We start from the raw sequence: 18,738 nt of genomic DNA, 5'->3' as shown, positions 1-18,738 counted from the left end.
ATTACGTTTACGTAAACGTCACATCGGCGTATTATTGGATTTTCACGGTCATCACATTACAAAACACGAGGACGACATGCTGCATCTCCCAGGCTTAACTTTCGACCACGGCGAAGACATCGCCGCCCTGCGTGCCGCGGTACAAGAATTCGCCGCCGCCGAAATCGCGCCGCGCGCGGCCGACATCGACCGCAGCGACCAATTCCCGATGGATCTGTGGCGCAAGATGGGCGAACTCGGCGTGCTCGGCATCACCGTCGGCGAAGAATACGGCGGTAGCGGCATGGGTTACCTGGCGCATATCGTGGCGATGGAAGAAATTTCGCGCGCCTCGGCCTCGGTCGGCCTGTCCTATGGCGCCCACTCGAATCTGTGCGTCAACCAGATCAAGCGCAACGGTACCGAGGAGCAAAAAGCCAGATACCTGCCGAAGCTGGTCTCCGGCGAATACATCGGCGCGTTGGCAATGTCGGAACCAAACGCCGGTTCGGATGTCGTCAGCATGAAATTGCGCGCCGACTGGAAGGGCGACCGCTGGGTCTTGAACGGTAGCAAGATGTGGATCACCAACGGCCCCGATGCGGATGTGCTGGTGGTGTACGCCAAGAATGATCTGGAAGCCGGTCCGCGCGGCATGACGACTTTCTTGATTGAAAAAGGTTTCAAGGGTTTCTCGATCGCGCAAAAACTCGACAAGCTGGGCATGCGCGGTTCGCATACCGGCGAACTGGTGTTCCAGGATTGCGAAGTGCCGGCCGAAAACGTGCTGGGCGGCCTGGGCAAGGGCGTCAATGTGCTGATGTCGGGCCTGGACTTCGAACGCACGGTGTTGTCCGGCGGTCCGCTGGGCATCATGCAGGCCTGCATGGACCTGGTGGTGCCGTATGTGCATGACCGCAAGCAATTCGGCCAGCCTATCGGCGAGTTTCAGTTAATGCAAGGCAAGCTGGCCGATATGTATTCGACCATGATGGCGTGCAAGGCCTATGTGTATGCGGTAGGCCAGGCTTGCGACCGCGCCGCGACGCCGGAAGCCGTGCGGCAATTGCGCAAGGATGCCGCCGGCGCGATTCTGTACAGCGCCGAGAAGGCAACCTGGATGGCCGGTGAAGCGATCCAGGCGCTGGGCGGCAACGGTTACATCAATGACTATCCGGCCGGCCGCCTGTGGCGCGACGCCAAATTGTATGAAATCGGCGCCGGCACCAGCGAAATCCGCCGCATGCTGATCGGCCGCGAGTTGTTTGCGGAAACCAAATAAGCTGAAGATGACGCCAGTATGGCTGGCGAAACTGAAACAGTTGGCCGCCTTGCTGGTCAAAATTGATGTCTTTCCGTGTCAAAAGCAGATACGGTTTCGCCAGTTAAGTTTGACACGTACCCATACCATTCCGGCGTCGTCGGCGCCGCTTCTTTCGGAGAACTGCCATGAATGATCCTATCGTTATCGTCGGTGCCGCGCGCACTCCCATGGGCGCCTTCCAGGGCGATTTTGCCAATGTGACTGCCAGCGACCTGGGCGCGGTCGCCATCCAGGCCGCGGTGGAGCGCGCCGGCATCACGCCAGACAGCGTCGAACACGTGTATTTCGGCAATTGCCTGATGGCTGGCCAAGGCCAGGCGCCAGCGCGCCAGGCGTCGATCAAGGCCGGCTTGCCGACCTCGACCGGCGCGGTCACGCTGTCGAAGATGTGCGGCTCGGCGATGCAAACCACCATCTTTGCGCATGACACCTTGCTGGCTGGCAGCGCCGAGGTGATCGTCGCCGGCGGCATGGAATCGATGACCAATGCGCCGTACATCATCCCGAAGGCGCGCGGCGGCTACCGCATCGGCCACGGCATGATCTACGACCACATGATGCTCGACGGCCTCGAAGACGCGTATTCGAAAGATGACAAGGGCAATGGCCGCTCGATGGGAACCTTCGCCGAAGAATGCGCGACACAGTACCGCTTCAGCCGCGAAGCGCAGGATGCGTTCGCGATCGCGTCGGTGCAACGCGCCCAGGCGGCGACCAAGGATGGCAGTTTCGAATGGGAAATCGCACCGGTGACCGTGTCCGGCCGCGGCGGCGACACCATCGTCACGCAAGACGAAGGTCCGCTGAAAGCCCGCCTCGAAAAAATTCCCGCGCTCAAGCCGGCCTTCAAGAAGGACGGCACCATCACCGCCGCCTCGTCGTCGTCGATCAACGACGGCGCCGCCGCGCTGGTGCTGATGCGCGCCTCGACCGCAAAAAAACTGGGCTGCAAGGTGATCGCGACAATCCACGGCCATGCGACCCACGCCCAGGCGCCGAACCTGTTCACCACCGCCCCGGTCGGCGCGATTCAAAAATTGTACGCCAATACTGGCTGGAACAGCGCCAATGTCGACTTGTTTGAAATCAATGAAGCGTTCGCCGCCGTGCCGATGGCGGCGATGCACGACCTCGATATTCCCCACAGCAAAATCAATATTCACGGCGGCGCGTGCGCGCTGGGCCATCCGATCGGCGCCTCCGGCGCGCGCATCATCGTGACGCTGCTGGGCGCGCTGAAAAAAACCGGCGGCAAGCGCGGCGTCGCGGCGCTGTGCATCGGCGGCGGCGAAGCGACCGCGATGGCGCTCGAACTGGCCTGACCGTGGCATGATAGGCAAGCGTAGCGTTACGCGCTACGCTTAGCGGCTCAACCATTGAAAGGACACACATGCCTACGGCACTCATCATCGGCGCATCGCGCGGCATCGGCAATCAACTGGCGCGTCAATACCTGCACGGCGGCTGGCGCGTGATCGCCACCGCGCGCAAGGAAGAAGATGGCGCGGCGCTGCACGAACTGGGCGCCGAAGTTCATTTGCTGGACGTAAACAAGCTGGAATCGGTGGCCGGCATGGGCTGGAAACTGGATGGCGAGCAACTCGACGTGGCCATCCTGAACGCTGGCGTGTACGGCCCGCGCCACGACGGTTTTCCATCGCAGCAAGATTTCGACCTGGTGATGCATACCAATGTGCTGTCCGCATTGCGCCTGCTGCCGCTGATCGCGCCGCTGGTGTGCGCCGCGCACGGCAAACTGGCGGTGATATCGTCGCATATGGGTTCGCTCAGCGAGCGCAGCAATCCGCGCGGCACGCTATACCGCGCCAGCAAGGCCGCCTTGAATTCGGTGCTGGTCGATACCGCGCTCAACTTCGGCCCGAAAGGCGCCACTTGCGTGGCGCTGCATCCTGGCTGGGTGCGCACCGAGATGGGCGGCGACGGCGCCGACCTGTCGCTGGAGCAAAGCGCGATCGGCATCCGTTCCACGCTGGCCAATCTTGCGCCATCGGCGCAGCCGGCCTACCTCAACTACGACGGCAAGCCTATCGGCTGGTAGCCGTTGATGGAGCATCATGATACTGAGCAATGAACACACAATGATACGCGACGCCCTGCGCACTTTTTCGCGCGAGCGCCTGGCCCCGAACGCGGCGCGCTGGGACCAGGAACATCATTTCCCGCAGCAAGAATTGAAGGAGTTGGCGGCGCTGGGCGCATTTGGCGTGGCGGTCCCCGAAGAACTGGGCGGCGCCGGCCTCGATTACGTGGCGCTGGCGCTGGTGCTGGAAGAAATCGCCGCCGGCGATGGCGGCATTTCGACCATCATTTCCGTCAATAATTGCCCGGTATGCAGTATCGCGATGATGTACGCCAATGATGCCCAAAAACAGCAATGGCTGCGGCCGCTGGCCCAGGGCGACATGCTGGGCGCGTTTTGCCTGACCGAGCCGCACACCGGCAGCGACGCGTCGGCGCTGCGCACCAGCGCCGTGCGCGATGGCGACAGTTATGTGATCAATGGCGTCAAGCAATTCATCACCAGCGGCAAACACGCCGACGTCGCCATCGTGCTGGCCGTGACCGACAAGGCAGCCGGCAAGAAAGGCATCAGCGCGTTCTGGGTGCCGACCGCGACGCCGGGTTACATCGTGGCCGGGCTGGAACAGAAAATGGGCCAGCATTCGTCGGACACGGCGCAAATCCTGCTGGAAAATTGCCGCATTCCGGCAGCCAACCTGATCGGCGCAGAGGGACAAGGCTACAAGATCGCCCTGTCCGGCCTGGAAGGCGGACGCATCGGCATCGCCTCGCAGGCGGTCGGCATGGCGCGCGCCGCATACGAAGCGGCGCTGCTGTATGCGCGCGAACGGGAAAGTTTCGGCAAGCCTATCTTCGAACACCAGGCGGTGCAATTCCGCTTGGCCGACATGGCGACCCAGATCGAAGCGGCGCGGCAATTGATACAGCACGCGGCATCGATGAAAGACGCCGGCTTGCCATGCCTCAAAGAAGCGGCGATGGCCAAGCTGTTCGCCTCGGAAATGGCGGAGCGGGTGTGTTCCGACGCGATCCAGGTGCATGGCGGCTACGGTTATGTATCCGACTTTCCGGTCGAACGCATCTACCGCGACGTGCGCGTCTGCCAGATCTACGAAGGCACCAGCGACATTCAGAAAATCCTGATCGCCCGCGCCTTGTCAACCGGGCCGTGAGATCCTCAGGCGAAAAAAAAGCCCGCGGTGGCGGGCTTCGTTCCAATGTAGTACCAATGCTTTAATCGTGTCATGGACGCCAGTGCTATCTGCAAAGTGCATCCTGATTCTTGGACGCCCATGCTATCTGCATGGTGCCTCCAACGTGTAAATTCGACCAACGTATCCGGAATTACAACATCCAGGTTTGCCGCCATACGCGTTACCGACATTACACAGATGGTAGCGCGGCGCATGCCCCGGATGGTGAGACTATTTGCAAGCAAATCTCAATCACTGAAGCGAGTATAGCACAGCTTTTTGTGCGGCGCAACAAATTATCTGTATCAATATACAGTACTGGTATCGAGCTTGGGCGCGGCTAACTCTTGCTGGTCGCGCCCGACTCTTTCATACTCGGCAATCACTTGCGCACCCAGCAATAACAAGGTGGCGCCGATTTCCAGGCTGAACATCACCACGATCGCGGTCGTCATCGAACCATACACGACATTGACTTGCGACAAGGTCGAGAAATACCAGACCAGCACATGGCGCGCGATTTCCCACAGCAGGGCTGCCGTCACGCCGCCGATCAAGGCGTGCGCAACCGATAGCCGGCCCACCGGCATCACCAGATAAATCGAACTGAGCACGAGGATTTCGCCTAGCAGTCCCAGCAAGTACAGCAACAGACCGGACACGCCGCCCAGCGACCATACACGGCCGAGCAAGAAGACACTTTCCTGGCCCATCACTTGCAGCGTTCCCGCCACCAGCGTGACCAGCAACACGCCGACGCCGAGCGACAGGATATAGCAGTAGGGCAACACCGCCGACACCAGGAAACGGCGGCGCCGTATCGCCACCCGGTGCACAAAGATCACGCTCATGGCGTTTTCCAGCACGGTGAAGGCCAGCGAACTGAAAAACAGCATGGTCACCAGCAAGACCCAGCCGATCACGTCGCGGTGCGTCAGGAATTGTCCGACTTCGTTGACGATGGCTGTCGATTGCCCCGGCACCAGCCATTCCAGGTAATGCCCTATGGTAGCCAGCAATTCCTGTTCATCGATGACATGCGACAAGGCCACCACCACCAGCATCAGCAAGGGCACGATCGACAGCAAGGAATAATAAGCGACGGCGCCGGCCAGCAGCAGGCCCTGGTTGGCGCGGAAGCCTTTCAACGTTTGCAAGGTGAATGCCAGCGGATGGCTGACGATATAGGCGCTTGCCCGGCGATTAATCATTAACATGGTGGTCGTCCAGGGTCGGGGATGCGGTAACTCCGCTGCCTGGCCTATTCTACCTGTCATGCTTTTAACATGCGTTGATACGCGTGCGCCAGCCCATGCTGGAAACCTCACACCACGGCCGGCTCCAGCAAGGTCAGCGTCTGGCTTGCTGCATCAAGGCGCGCCATGATCCCCATCGGCAAAGTGAACTGATCGCGGATATGGCCGAAGGAATAACCGGCCACGGCCGGCACGGCCAGCGGCTGCAAATGCTGGTCGACGGTGTCGTTCAGGGTCAGCGAAACGTCGCCATCGGCCGCTTCGCAATGTTCGAAGATACCCAGCATCAACGCCGCCGCGTGGCGGAAACCCTGGCTCAGGTCGAGCTGGGCCATCATGCGGTCGATCCGGTACGGCGCTTCGTTGACATCTTCCAGAAACAGGATGCTGTCGCGGAAATCGGCCGCATACGGCGTGCCGGCCAGCGCGCTGACCATGCTCAGATTGCCGCCGGTCAAGCGTCCGGTCGCCATGCCGCCCTGCACGGTGCGCACCAGGTAATGCGGCTCCGCTTCAGCCTTGCGCTGGTTTTCCAGCGCCATCGGGATCGTGTAGTGATCCTGCGGCGCCATCAGCACGCCGAGCAAATGGGTCAACGAATAATCGGAAAGCGTCGACGACGCCACCGGGCCGTGGAAGGTGACCAGGCCGGTATGCCGCTGGAACGCCAGGTGCAGCGCGGTAATATCGGAATAACCGATGAAGATCTTCGGATTACGCGCAATCAGCCGGTAGTCTATCCTCGACAGCAGCGCAATCGCGCCCGAGCCGCCGCGAATCGCCCAGATCGCCTTGACTTGCGGGTCGGCAAACATGGCGTGCAAGTCGTCCAGCCGCTGCTGCACCGAGCCGGCATAGTTGCCGTGCACGGCGCGCAAATGCCGGCCCAGCCTGACCCGCAAGCCCAGCGATTCGAGATTGCGCACCGCCTTGGCGATCGCCTCGTCGTCGGTACGGCCGCTGGGCGCGATGATGGCGACCAGATCGCCCTGGCGCAGCCGCGCCGGCTTGACCGGGCGGGGCAATGGAATATGCATGGACTGGTTTCCCTGGAGCGGCGCCGCGCCATATGCCGTACTGGCCAACGTGGCGCCGGCGGCGAGCAGCAAGCCGCCGAAGCGGCGCCGGCTGATCATGGTAAGACTCCTTGCGCATGCCGGCTTGCCGCCGCCGTGACATGACGCGGTTACATAAACTTGTATTTCAGTTGCAGCGACAGCGAGCGGCCGCGCGGATCGGCGACCCGCGGGTCCCAGCCGGCGCCTACGACTTCATCCACATTATGCGCGGTAAATGGCGGATCGGTATTCAGCAAGTTCTGGATGCCGACCGTGACCGTGGTGTTCTTGAAACCGGTATACGTGGCCGACAGGCTGTAGATGGCATAGCTGGCGACGTCCGGATTGAAGCCCGGCGGCGGCGTTCCCTTGCCGGCATTCGGCAACTGATCCTTGTAACCCGACGCATAGTTTTGCGTCAGCAAGGCGCTCCAGTCGCCGCGCGACAGGTTCAAGGTCGCATTGTGTTTCCAGCGCAAATACAGGTCGCGGGTATAGAACTTGCCGACCAGTTCCTGGTATTGCTGGCCCTGGTATTCGGCGAACTTGAAGCTGTCCAGGTAGGTGCCGTCGAGCGCCGCGGCCCATTTGAAGCCCGACTGCAAGCCTTCGGCGCGCAAGCCGATATCGGCGCCGCGGGTCTTGCTGCCGGCCGCATTGATCCAGCCGGCTTGCACGTAATCGATGGTGCCGTCCGGATTGCGCACAATGTTGGCGGCCAGCGCATCGGCATTGGCCAGCACGATTTGCGGCGTGCGGTTCAGGATGCGGTCCCTGGAATTGATGGCCCAGAAATCGACCGACGCCGAATAACCGCGCACCGGTTCAAACACAAAACCGACACTGCCCTGTTTCGAGGTTTCCGGGCGCAAATTCTTGTTGCCGCCGCTTTTGTAGGCCAGCCGGTCGATCGCGCAATAGGCCGGATTGCCGGGATTCTTCGGGCAACCGACAGGATCGACTATGCCATTCGGCAATTCCTGATCCAGCGAGCCGGAATACAGTTGCTGGAAACTGGGCGCCAGGAAACCCTTGCTGGCCGAACCACGCAACAGCAGCGTGTCGAAAGGCTGGTAGCGCAAGGCGATTTTCGGATTGGTGGTCGAACCGACCAGGCTGTAATCGTCGCGCCGCAGCGCCAGCTGCATTTCCAGGTCTTTCATGATCGGCACCAGCAACTCGGCATACACCGCCTTGACGTCGCGGCTGGCGTCGCTCAGCGCGGCGTTGCCCGGCGCCAGCAAGATGGTGGTCGCATCGACATCCTGGGCAAAGTTGTAGCCTTCGCGGCGCAAATCGAAACCGGCCGCCATCGCCAATGCACCCGCCGGCAACTGCAACAGTTCGCCGGAAATCGCACCGTCGACCTGGGTCATGGTGGTTTTGCCGTGCTGGAAATCGCCACGGAACTTGGTCGATTCGATCAAGGCCCTGGCCGCATCGGTCTGGCGTTGGCCCGGCGCCAGCCACGGGTTGATGATGCCGCTGGCCAAGGCTGAGTACAGTTTATCGGTATAGGAATAACCGTCGGTCAGCGCGGTATTGGTGCGACTTTCGGCGCGCGAAATGCCCGCCTTGTAATCCCAGCGGCCGAACGTGCCTTCAAAGCCGACCAGGATACGGGCATTGTCGGTGATATTTTCCTGGGTGCGGTTGCCGACATCGTTGGCGCGCCATTTATAGGCAATCGGCTTGGTATTGTCGAAGCTCGGGATGTAGGCCGACAAATCCTGGTAATACGCGCCGCCGACCGGATACAAATTCTTGTTGGCAACCGTCGCTTGCACCTGCATCGGCGTCAGGATCGCGGTCGCCTTGGTGCGCGACGCCAGCACTTCGACAAACATCTTGTGGTCCGGTCCCAGCTTGAGGGTGCCGCGCGACAGCAGGTTGGCCCGCTCGACCGGGAACTGGATCACATAGTCCGAGCCGTAATCGTAGGCGCAGGAATATTTGCTGCGCAGCGGCGAGGTGACGTCTTTCCACAAGTCGGTCTGGTATTGCGACATGCCGTGTATCGTGTCGCACTTGCCCTGGAAGCTCAGCGGGTTGGCTTGCAGATAGGTGTTGTTATCGCCTGGCATCTTGAAGCCGCTGCCCAGCGCCGTGCCGGCGCCGCTCAACTGATTGGCGAACAGCGTGCCGGTGGTGTCCGGCGACAAGCCGCGGCCCGGCTGGAAGCCATTGACGAAGCTGCGCTGGTTACCATTCAACTGTTGCGCCTGGTCGACCGTCAAGCTGGTCATCACATTGTAGCCGTCGTTGTCCAGCGCACCGGTGCCGGCCAGGATCGAAGCGCGGCGGGTCGCCCCGCCGCCCTCTTGCGTGTCATTGGTCGAGACCGACGCTTCGACGCCGCTGTAATTGGTTTTCAAGATGAAGTTGATGACGCCGCCGACCGCGTCGGTGCCATAGATTGCCGACGCGCCGTCTTTCAGGATTTCCACGCGCGAAATCGCACCCAATGGTATCGCATTCAAATCGACCGCCTTGCCGCTGGCGCCGTGGGTGGCGATGCGGCGGCCGTTCAGCAGCACCAGCGTGCTGCCCGGTCCCAGGCCGCGCAAGGAAGCGAACGACGCGCCGCCGCTGACCCGGTCGGCGTCGGCACCAAACACGTTATTGCCCGAAGTCATATTATCGGCCCCGGTGCCATTCGAGGAAATGGTGCGCATCAATTGTTCGGCGCTGGTAATGCCGGATTTCTCTATCGTATCGAAGGTGATGACTTGTACCGGCAGCGCACCTTCCTTGGCGACGCGCTTGATGCTGCTTCCCGTGATTTCAACTTTCTGCATCGCTTGCGGCGCAGCGTCCTGCGCCAGCGCCGGACCGGCAACACCAATCAGCGCAATCCATTGCGCAAGCTTGTTTACTTTCACGACTCTCTCCTTTTGGGCAATCGAGACTTGCGTTCTCAAGTCAGGCTGGGTGTAATGTCCCGGCACTACATTTTTTTTCATAATGCTCGGCGTCCTCGCCAGCCCCGAGATGACAGTCAGGCGAGTATTGTTTGCATTACTTTATTGGTTTTCACGTTCAGAGTAGCGCGATGCATCAACGGCCATCCAATGAATAATGCTTTCCTAGCCATAACTTTTTGGAATCAATGACCGTGTCGTCCAGGGATGGGGTCCAAGGATTACTTGACTGACGATGTATCGATGTCCAGATAACGCCAGGAAGTGAATTCCACCGGATGCCGCTTGTAGTTCTTTAACCACGGCTGATGCAGGTCGGCTGAAATCGGATGGGTCAGCAGCACCCATGGCGTGTAGGCATGGATCAACTGCGACATATCGTGATACAGGCTGCGGCGGCGCGGCGAATCGGACAGCAAGCGCGCCTCTTCATACAGAGTATTGTAATCTGGTAAATTAAATCGGGCATAATTGGCGCGCCCGCTGTTGGGGCCATACAACAATTGCAAGAAATTATCGCCATCCGGGAAGTCGGCGATCCAGTTGGTTTCAAACATTTGCACCTTGCCCAGCCGCGATGCCTTGATGATCTCGGTTTTCTTGTCGCTTTTAAAGGTGACACGCAGGCCAATGGCATTCAGGTTCTTGCGCCACAATTCATCGCGCAAGCGGCCCACGGTGCTCGCTTCGGTATGCATCACCAGCGTCAGCGGCTGGCCGTCCGGCTGGCTGCGGAAACCGTCTTGTTGCAGGCGATAGCCAAAACGGTCGAGCAAGGCGCGCGCCAGTTGCGGATCATAGCTCACCGGACTGCGGTAAGCGGGATCGTAGCCCAGCACATTCGGCGGCAGCGGCGACTGGGCCGGCAAGGCCAGTCCCTTTTTCAGCAGCGCCACGTCTTCCGCGCTGTTGTAGCTCAGCGCGATGGCGCGCCGCAACGCCAGCCTCGGTCTGGCATACCCGCCAATCACCGGGTCGTCCATATTCATCCACATATAATAGGTTTGCAGCACCGGGAAACGCGACAGCACGATACCCTTGTGCGCCAGTTCCGGCTTCAACTGGCCGCCGGCCAGCACCATCTCTGTCATCGATTCCGGCACTTGCTCGACATAATCGAATTCGCCCTTCAAGAAGCCCAGCATGCGCGACTGGTACTCTTCGACGATGCGCACCTCGACCCGGTCCACCAGCGGCAGCTTCTTACCTTCCAGGCTGGCCGCCAGGGCCCGGTCTTGCGGCGCGACATCCGGCCCGGCATGAAAAATGGTTTCCCTGAAATCGGGATTAGCCAGCAACACGATCTTGTCGCTGCGTTTCCATTCACCGACCAAAAACGGGCCGCTGCCGACCGGATGATTGCCGATCTGCTTAGCGTACGCCTGCGCCACTTCGCGCGCCACCACGCCGGTGGCCGGCATCGCCAGGTAAAACAGGAAATTCGGATCGGGCGCATTCAGCCGTATCCGCAAGGTATATTTGTCGAGCGCTTGCAAGCCGTCGATCGGCGTGTCGTAGCTAAACGTGTTTTTCAAGGCGGCATCGCCGACGATCTTGTCTTCAAACAGGAATAACCAGGGCGATTTCAGGCTGGGATCGTACAGGCGTTTCAGGCTGTACACATAATCCTGTGCGGTGACTTCGCGCTTGACGCCCTTGAAGGCGGGGTCTGGCGTAAAAAAAGTACCGGGCTTCAACTGAAAAATATAGGTCTTGCCATGGTCTTCGATGCGCGGCATGGTCCGCACCGTGTTTTCCTGCAACTTGACCGGCCGCGCCAGGTAATCGTAGCGCAGCAGCGGATCGAACACGTTTTCCAGCAAGTTCAAGCTGGCCAGGTCGGACGCAACAGCCGGATCCAGCCCGGTTTCGCTAGTGGTCAACAACATGTGCAAGACCTTGGGCGGATGATTGGGCGCCGCGATGCCGGGGACCGGGCACGCCACTACAATAGCGAACAAAGCGGCGCTACAGGCGGTTTTACAAAAACGCATCATCGTGTATCCATGTTAAAACTCTGAAAATAAAACGGAATATAAGCAGGCTAACCCGCTATCACAGCATGTGCAAATGAAAACCGCCCGGCAGCTTATAACTTTTGGGCATGATCCCGCTGCATTCTTTCATCAACTCGTCCCGGCCTGCCTCTATACTTTGCCTGCGGACAAATCACTCACCAGTCACCAAGCACTCAGCGCAAAGAACTCAGCGATATGGCACTTAATTACATCTGGTCCGGCTTTTTCCTGGTCGGCTTCCTGGCGGCGCTATTGCAATGGCTCTTACTCGGCGATACCGATATCTTCAAACGCATCATCGACGGCACTTTCGAAACGGCGCGCATGGGCGTGATGGATATCGCGCTGCCGCTGGCCGGCGTGATGACCTTGTGGCTGGGCATCATGAACATCGGCGAAAAGGCCGGCATCGTCGGCTGGCTGGCGAAAGTGATCGCACCCTTCTTTTCGCGTATTTTTCCGGAAATTCCCAAGGACCATCCGGCCACCGGCCACATGGTGATGAATTTCTCGGCCAACTTGCTGGGCCTGGACAATGCCGCCACCCCCTTCGGCTTGAAGGCGATGGAAAGCTTGCAAACGCTCAATCCGAACAAGGACGAAGCGACCAATGCGCAAATCATGTTCCTGGTGCTGCACACCTCGGGCTTGACACTGATTCCGCTGGCCATCATGGCGCAGCGCTCCATCCTCGGCGCGGCCGATCCCTCCGACATCTTTATCCCGTGCATGATCGCCACCTATGTCGCGACCGTGGTCGGCATCATCACCGTGGCGATCAAGCAGCGCATCAACCTGATCAACCGGGTCGTGCTGGGCTGGCTGGGCGGCATGACCAGCGCCATCGTCGCGCTGATCTGGTACTTCACCCAATACCTGAGCAAGCAGGAAATCGAGCTGGTGTCGAAGGTGGTCAGCAACCTGGTGTTGCTCAGTGTAATCGTCATCTTCATCACCGGCGCGCTGCGCAAGCGGGTCAACGTCTACGACGCCTTCATCGAAGGCGCCAAAGGCGGCATCCAGACCTCGATCACCGTGATTCCCTACCTGGTCGGCATGCTGGTGGCGATCAGCGTGATCCGCAACGCCGGCGTGTTCGGCTTTGTCATGCAAGGCTTGAATTGGGTGTTCAGCTCGATTGGCATGAATACCGACTTTGTGCCGGCCTTGCCGACCGCCATGATGAAGCCGCTGAGCGGTTCCGGCTCCAAGGCAATGATGATCGACGCCATGAATACCTACGGCGTCGATTCCTTCGTCGGTCGCCTGGCCTGCGTGTTCCAAGGGTCGGCCGACACCACTTTTTATATCGTGGCGCTGTATTTCGGTTCGGTCGGCATCCGCAAGACCCGCTATGCGATCACGGCCGGCCTGATCGCCGACCTGGCCGGCGTCATCGCGGCGATCTTTGTCGCCTATGTGTTTTTTCACTAAGTTTTCACTAAGCTCGCACTGAGGATATTCATGTTTCGTCCCGTCCTGTTCGCCGCCTTGCTCGGTGTTGTTTCCAGCGTTCACGCCCAATTACCGGAACCGGTCAGCCGCTTGCTGCGCGCCGCCGCTATTCCGGAACAGGCCATCAGTGTGGTCGTGTTGCGCGGCGATACCACGCTGCTGTCGCATGGCGCGCAGCAAAGCATGCAGCCGGCCTCGACGATGAAAATGGTGACCACCGCGGTCGGCCTCGAACAACTGGGACCGATCTTTCGCGGCCGCACCGAATTTCGCACCAGCGCCGATGTCATCGACGGCGTGCTGAAAGGCGACCTGATCCTGCACGGCGGCGCCGATGCCGATTTCAACGACGATGCGCTGAACCACATGCTGCAAAACCTGCGCAAGCAGGGCATCCGCAAGATCCAGGGCGACCTGGTCCTCGACCGCCAATTGTTCCAGCCGGCCCGGCCGGACCTGGGAGTGCCGCCGTTCGATGAAACGCCGGAATGGCGCTACAACGTGATCCCCGACGCCTTGCTGCTCAACACCAATATGTTGACCATCGATCTGAACTCGACCGATGGGAAACTGACGCTGGCGATGATGCCGGAACTGGACAATGTCAGCGTGACGTCCGACATGAAACTGATCAATGCCAGTTGCGCAACATGGGAAGACGGCTGGCGCACGCCGGAAACCGTGCGCGGCGCCAACGGCAAGTTGCAAGTGATACTGCACGGCACCTTCCCGCGCAATTGCATCCGCTCGACCAGCATCAATGCGCTCGACCGCCAGGATTACGCCGACCGCCTGTTCCGCAGCAACTGGAAACGCCTGGGCGGCAGCTTCAGCGGCATCGTGCGCGAAGCGCCGCCTACCGGACAGCCGCCGGTGGCGACGCCGGTCGGCAGCCGCTTGCTGGCCGACCATGTGGCGCGCGCCTTGCCGGAAGTGCTGCGTGATATCAACAAGAATTCCGACAACACGCTGGCGCGCACGCTGTTCCTGAGCCTCGGCAGCCTGGAAAGCGATGGCTGGCTGGGCAGCCGCCCGGTGGCGCTGGCCGCGCCGGAAGACACCGTCAGCCGTGCGCGCCAGGTGGTGCATGACTGGTTCCAGCGCCACCATATCGACGACCAGGGCTTGATCATCGAAAACGGTTCCGGCTTGTCGCGCACCGAGCGCATCAGCGCCGGCCAGATGGCGGCGCTGATGCAGGCCGCCAGTATCGGCCCATGGGCGCCCGAGTTCCTGTCCAGCTTGCCTATCGTCGCGCTGGACGGCACCATGCGCCGCCGCCTGATCGGCACGCCAGCCGCCGCGCGCGCGCGCATCAAGACCGGCACGCTGAAAAACGTCAGCGCCATCGCCGGCTACGTGCCGGACGCCAACAACCAGCAATGCGTGGTGGTGGCGATCATCAACCACGACCTGGTCGGTAACGGCAATGGCCGCGCCGTGCTGGACGCCTTGATCGAGTGGGTGGCGGCGTCGGGTGTAGCACAGCAATAAAAGTCAGGCGCTGTCAGGCGCGGGTCAAAGCACCCGCGGATAAGTCTGCCGGACCAGCGCCCGGTCGCCGCAATCGAAATGCCACCATTCGCTGTTGATGCCGAGCCAGCCTGCCTGGAACATGGCGTCGCGCAGCAGGCGGCGGTTGTCGATATGCTGCTGGGTAATTTCTCCCCGTGCCAGCAATGCCGGCTCCAGCACCGGATGTGAGCGCTCGCTTAAATCGTCGAAGCCGGTGCCCATGTCGAGCTCCTGGCCATCCGGCCCGACGATGGTGACGTCGAGCGCCATGCCGAAGGAATGGATCGAGCCGCGCCCCGGTTCGGCGATATAGCCCAGCAACCCGGTGCCTTGCAAGGCATCCCATAATTGCTGCTGCACGCTTTGCGGTCGCAACGCGTCCAGCACCAGCAATTGGTGATACGGCTTGCGGGCGGCCAGCCAGGCCACCGCCCGCTCCAGCGCGGCGGCGGCGTCGCGGTGCAGCCAGGCGCAGTCGAGCGGCGAATACAGGTCGCGGCCGACGAAGTTGTCGGCGCTCGCATAACGCAAATCGATGCGGATGCCGGCGATGCCGCTCAAGTGGCGGAATTGTCCGCTGCCGGCCACCGCGGCGCTGCTCAGGGTTGCACCACTCATGGCTTGCCTCGTTCCAGGCAAGCCCTGGCGGCCATGCCGATGCTGTTGGCCAATTGCCGCGCGCCATGCGACAGCGGCGCATGGCTGGCCGTCAGCAAGAATAATTGCACCGGTATCGCCGGCGCCCACGGCCGCCGCTGCAAGCGCTCCGACGATCCCGACGCCGCCGTGAACGGATCGACCACTGCCATGCCGGCGCCGGCCTCGACCAGCGAGCGGGCGATCTGGTAGGTTTGCACCACGGTATTGAATACCGGCTGGATATCTTGCGCCTCGCACGCGGCAATCACCAGTTCGCCCAGCGGATCGTGGTCGGCGTGACCGATCAATTCCCCGTTTAAACCTTGGGCAAACAGCGGCGTGCCGCAATCGGCCGCGCGCCAGGTGCCAGCCGGCGCGATCGCGGTCATCACGCCTTGTGCGATCGCTTCGGCGACGATGCCGGGATGGCGCGGGTCTTGCAGAGATAATGCGAGGTCGGCTTCGCCCAGGCGCAGCGTATTGACGATTTCGCTGGTGTGATGGGTCGCCAGCTGGCAGCGCATCAGCGGGAAATCGCGGCGCCAGTCGGTCATGGCTTTCGGCAAGACGCTGATCGCGATGGTCGGTGTCGAGACCAGCCGGACGGTTTCCACCGCCTGACCTTTCAAGCCGGCGGCCAGGCGCCGTATGCCCTGCAAGTCGCGGTGCAGTTTTTCGGTTTCGACGAACAGGCGGTGCGCTTCCGGTTTTGGGTACAGCTTGCCGCGCACGCGCTCGAACAGCGGCATGCCCAGTTGCAATTCGCAATGCTGCAAGACCTTGGTCACGGCCGGCTGCGAGATGTGCAACACCTGGGCCGCACCGCTGATGGTGCCGACCTGCATGATCGCGTGAAAAACTTCGATGTGCCGCAACCGCATGACTGATCCTTATATGTGCTGCCCGAAAGCCGCCAGCATATAAGAAAAAGTCATCGGTTGCCGCATTCCTTATCGATTGATCACGTCGTTGAACAGTTGCAACCTTACTGCGCCGCGACCGCCGGGACCGGCGGGATCACTGGCGCCGGGGTGGTCAGCACGTCGAGAATGGCGGCGGTTTCGCCATCCGGCGTGCCGTCGAAGCGGGTGTTGCGGAATTTCATCTGGAAGGCGATCAGCACATTCCGGGTTTGCTCATCGAACACGCCGGTTTGCTCGATCGGATAGCCATGCAGCGCCAGCCGTTGCTGGAACCATACCGCGTCCGGCAAAAGTTGCTCGTAGACCACGCGCTGGCCCGCCACGCGCGCCGCATCCGGCCAATTGATCAAGCCGGCGTCGGCCAATTGGCGCCATGGGAACAGCGGCCCCGGATCTTGCTTGCGCTGCGGCGCGACTTCATTGTGGCCCAGGATGTTTTCCGGCGCGATATTGTGGCGCGCAACGATTTGCTTGAGCAGCGGAATCAACTGGTCCAGCTGCGCTTGCGGGAATGGATACCAGACCCGGCCTTCCGGCGTATCCCGGAAACCCGGGTTGACGATTTCGATGCCGATCGAGCTGACATTCAACTGGGTATAGTTCTTCCAGTTGCTGATGCCGGCGTGATTGGCCTGGCGCGACTCATCGACCAAGGTATAAAACTTCGGCTGCTCGGTATCGGTCAACAGATAGTGAGCGCTGACCGCTTGCTCCGTCAAAATCTTGATCGAGCTGGGCAAATTACTGACGGTGTAATGGATCACGACAAACTTGACCCGGTCGCTCTGGCTGCGCGACGTGTAGGTATGATCCAGCGTCGGCGGCGTCGTGCTGGCGCAGCCAGTCAGGAAGGCAACGATCAAGGCAAGGAAAATGGTCTTCATGGGCGTGTCTCCAGGTTAAAACAAATCGGTCATCCACTACTCAATACTCGGCAACACTGCGCGCAGCGATGCGGGCCGCGGCGCAATGCGGCTGCGCCACTTTTTGTTGCAAGCTCCATTCGGCCGGCAAGGCTGCGCGCATCGCCACGGCGATTGCCGGATGCAGCACCGACGCGCGGCCGGACAACACCACCGGCCGCTGGCCATAACGGCGCGTCAGCGCCAGCGCCAGCCGCGCCAGCTCTTGTCCGGCGCGCTGCAAGATCAGCAGCGCTTCCTTATCGCTATCGGCGCTGGCCGCGACCGCCAGCGCCAGCTGGCCGACCGCGCCGCGCTCTTGACCATACATGAACTGGCGCGACCGATCCCAGTCGCTGCCGCCAATCTGTTCAAACACCGCCCGCGCCAGCGGCGATGCAGGCCAGCTGCCGGGCTGCTCATCTTCACGGCGCCAGATCTGGCGCAGCGCTTGGCGGGCGATCCAGAATCCGCCGCCGCCATCGTCGAGCATCACGCCGCGTCCGCCGGCCCGGTGAAAGGCGCCATCGGTATCGATCCAGGCGGCGATCGAGCCGGTGCCGGCGTACACCAGGTAACCCTGGCCCGGCGCAAAACTGTCGAGGTAAGCGATCTCAATATCGTTGCACAAGGTCACCGCCAACGGATCGAGTGACAACAATTGTGCAAGCCACTGTCCCAATAAAACGCCGTCGCCGCCAAAACCGGTCAATCCTGCGCGCACCCGGACCGGCCGGCCAGCGTGCAGCACAGCCTGGCACAAGCTGGCAAAAGTCGCCTGCACCGACAGCCGCCCATCAGCCGTAGCCATCTGCAAGGCGGACAAGCCGTCAACCTGGCCTTCGGCGACGATTTGCCCATCCGGCGCGGACAATGCCCAGCGTGTCCGGCTGCCGCCGGCGTCGATGCCCAGGCCGAATTCTTGTTCCACAGCGACATCTAATATTGTCATGGCTATTTTGCAAAAGCAATCATCAAAAGTTCAGCGCCAATACAGGGCCAAACTGACACTATGGGTATGAAAGCTTGGTGACATGTCCAGGTTGACATAGGCGGAGTATAATCTGCAACCTCATTTTGCTCTCCTGCTCACTCGTGCCTGAATCGCCACGACTATTGTAGACACTCCTAAGCCATAATTTAGGCAAAGGAGAGATCATCAGTGGTAAGCGTTACACGGAAAAATTTAAGGTAGCTGCGGTTGCTGTGGTCAAGTAATTTCGGACACAACGATAGGTTCACGTTCTGCCATTTTCTGTTCGTAGACAGAGGGCGGCAGATTGCCCAATACTGAATTGATCCGCTTGCAGTTATAGAAGCCGACGATGTAGTCGGTGATGTCGGCTTTTGCCTCAGCGTGGTTGGCGTATTGACGCTGCCAGACGCGCTCCATCTTGAGGTTCAGGAAGAAGCGTTCAGCGACCGCATTGTCCCAGCAGTTGCCTTTGCGGCTCATGCTGCAGACGAAACCGTGGCGGGCCAGCAGGTCCTGGTAAAGCTCGCTGGCATACT

15 protein-coding genes and 1 pseudogene (1 of these 16 running past the window's edge) are annotated in these 18,738 nt (G+C 60.7%); 7 read left to right on the top strand and 9 right to left on the bottom strand.

Translation table 11 applies throughout. The features are described from left to right. Nucleotides 1-76 precede the first annotated feature (76 nt). From GJA_RS00235 to GJA_RS00220, 4 genes are all read left to right on the top strand, one after another. Nucleotides 77-1,261, top strand: a complete 1,185-nt coding sequence (locus tag GJA_RS00235; protein ID WP_038487405.1) for an isovaleryl-CoA dehydrogenase — start codon at nucleotides 77-79, stop codon at nucleotides 1,259-1,261. Nucleotides 1,262-1,428: 167 nt separating this feature from the next. Continuing rightward, nucleotides 1,429-2,625: an acetyl-CoA C-acyltransferase gene (locus GJA_RS00230; RefSeq protein ID WP_038487403.1), complete on the top strand. Its 1,197-nt coding sequence runs from the start codon at nucleotides 1,429-1,431 to the stop codon at nucleotides 2,623-2,625. Between the two features lie 68 nt (nucleotides 2,626-2,693). After that, nucleotides 2,694-3,362, top strand: coding sequence for an SDR family oxidoreductase (locus GJA_RS00225; protein WP_038487400.1), 669 nt, complete (start codon nucleotides 2,694-2,696; stop codon nucleotides 3,360-3,362). Nucleotides 3,363-3,378: 16 nt separating this feature from the next. Next, nucleotides 3,379-4,518, top strand: coding sequence for an acyl-CoA dehydrogenase family protein (locus GJA_RS00220; RefSeq protein ID WP_038487395.1), 1,140 nt, complete (start codon nucleotides 3,379-3,381; stop codon nucleotides 4,516-4,518). Nucleotides 4,519-4,844: 326 nt separating this feature from the next. Here the strand turns inward: GJA_RS00220 and GJA_RS00215 are convergent, their stop codons facing one another. Continuing rightward, nucleotides 4,845-5,756 (bottom strand): YihY/virulence factor BrkB family protein, encoded by a 912-nt coding sequence (locus GJA_RS00215; protein ID WP_242404407.1) that lies wholly within the window; start codon nucleotides 5,754-5,756, stop codon nucleotides 4,845-4,847. A gap of 107 nt (nucleotides 5,757-5,863) precedes the next feature. After that, nucleotides 5,864-6,832 carry a S66 peptidase family protein gene (locus tag GJA_RS00210; RefSeq protein ID WP_242404406.1) on the bottom strand — a complete coding sequence of 323 codons (969 nt, stop codon included), beginning with the start codon at nucleotides 6,830-6,832 and terminating at the stop codon, nucleotides 5,864-5,866. Here GJA_RS00210 and GJA_RS28085 point away from each other — a divergent pair. Next, nucleotides 6,831-6,971 carry a hypothetical protein gene (locus GJA_RS28085; RefSeq protein WP_242404405.1) on the top strand — a complete coding sequence of 47 codons (141 nt, stop codon included), beginning with the start codon at nucleotides 6,831-6,833 and terminating at the stop codon, nucleotides 6,969-6,971. The genes GJA_RS00210 and GJA_RS28085 overlap by 2 nt on opposite strands. Before the next feature lie 10 nt (nucleotides 6,972-6,981). Here the strand turns inward: GJA_RS28085 and GJA_RS00205 are convergent, their stop codons facing one another. Beyond that, the gene (locus GJA_RS00205; RefSeq protein WP_038487386.1) at nucleotides 6,982-9,735 is read right to left on the bottom strand and encodes a TonB-dependent receptor; all 2,754 of its coding nucleotides are present in this window, start codon (nucleotides 9,733-9,735) and stop codon (nucleotides 6,982-6,984) included. Nucleotides 9,736-9,995: 260 nt separating this feature from the next. Continuing rightward, on the bottom strand, nucleotides 9,996-11,768 hold the full coding sequence (locus tag GJA_RS00200) for an ABC transporter substrate-binding protein (RefSeq protein ID WP_038498172.1): 1,773 nt from the start codon (nucleotides 11,766-11,768) through the stop codon (nucleotides 9,996-9,998). Between the two features lie 219 nt (nucleotides 11,769-11,987). On the opposite strand from GJA_RS00200, the gene GJA_RS00195 reads away from it, so the two are divergent. Together GJA_RS00195 and dacB are read left to right on the top strand one after the other, a co-directional pair. Then, complete coding sequence (locus tag GJA_RS00195) at nucleotides 11,988-13,226, top strand: nucleoside recognition domain-containing protein (RefSeq protein ID WP_038487384.1); 1,239 nt, start codon at nucleotides 11,988-11,990, stop codon at nucleotides 13,224-13,226. 30 nt (nucleotides 13,227-13,256) lie between these two features. Further along, nucleotides 13,257-14,741, top strand: coding sequence for a D-alanyl-D-alanine carboxypeptidase/D-alanyl-D-alanine endopeptidase (gene dacB, locus GJA_RS00190; RefSeq protein WP_038487381.1), 1,485 nt, complete (start codon nucleotides 13,257-13,259; stop codon nucleotides 14,739-14,741). 24 nt (nucleotides 14,742-14,765) lie between these two features. On the opposite strand, the gene GJA_RS00185 is transcribed toward dacB, so the two are convergent. The 5 genes and pseudogenes from GJA_RS00185 to GJA_RS00165 all read right to left on the bottom strand — a co-directional run. Further along, nucleotides 14,766-15,380 carry a M15 family metallopeptidase gene (locus tag GJA_RS00185; protein WP_038487378.1) on the bottom strand — a complete coding sequence of 205 codons (615 nt, stop codon included), beginning with the start codon at nucleotides 15,378-15,380 and terminating at the stop codon, nucleotides 14,766-14,768. After that, the gene (locus GJA_RS00180; protein WP_038487375.1) at nucleotides 15,377-16,282 is read right to left on the bottom strand and encodes a LysR family transcriptional regulator; all 906 of its coding nucleotides are present in this window, start codon (nucleotides 16,280-16,282) and stop codon (nucleotides 15,377-15,379) included. The genes GJA_RS00185 and GJA_RS00180 overlap by 4 nt, the downstream gene beginning before the upstream one ends. 104 nt (nucleotides 16,283-16,386) lie before the next feature. After that, nucleotides 16,387-17,208 carry an N-acetylmuramoyl-L-alanine amidase gene (locus GJA_RS00175; protein ID WP_038487372.1) on the bottom strand — a complete coding sequence of 274 codons (822 nt, stop codon included), beginning with the start codon at nucleotides 17,206-17,208 and terminating at the stop codon, nucleotides 16,387-16,389. Between the two features lie 40 nt (nucleotides 17,209-17,248). Further along, nucleotides 17,249-18,178 (bottom strand): N-acetylglucosamine kinase, encoded by a 930-nt coding sequence (locus tag GJA_RS00170; RefSeq protein WP_038487369.1) that lies wholly within the window; start codon nucleotides 18,176-18,178, stop codon nucleotides 17,249-17,251. A gap of 258 nt (nucleotides 18,179-18,436) precedes the next feature. Next, nucleotides 18,437-18,738: pseudogene (locus GJA_RS00165) on the bottom strand (IS3 family transposase) (it continues 916 nt past the right edge of the window).

The sequence above is a fragment of the Janthinobacterium agaricidamnosum NBRC 102515 = DSM 9628 genome, assembly GCF_000723165.1.
Taxonomy (GTDB): domain Bacteria; phylum Pseudomonadota; class Gammaproteobacteria; order Burkholderiales; family Burkholderiaceae_D; genus Janthinobacterium; species Janthinobacterium agaricidamnosum.
Note: the sequence above shows the minus strand (reverse complement) of the source record. Positions and strands in the feature narration are given on the sequence as shown.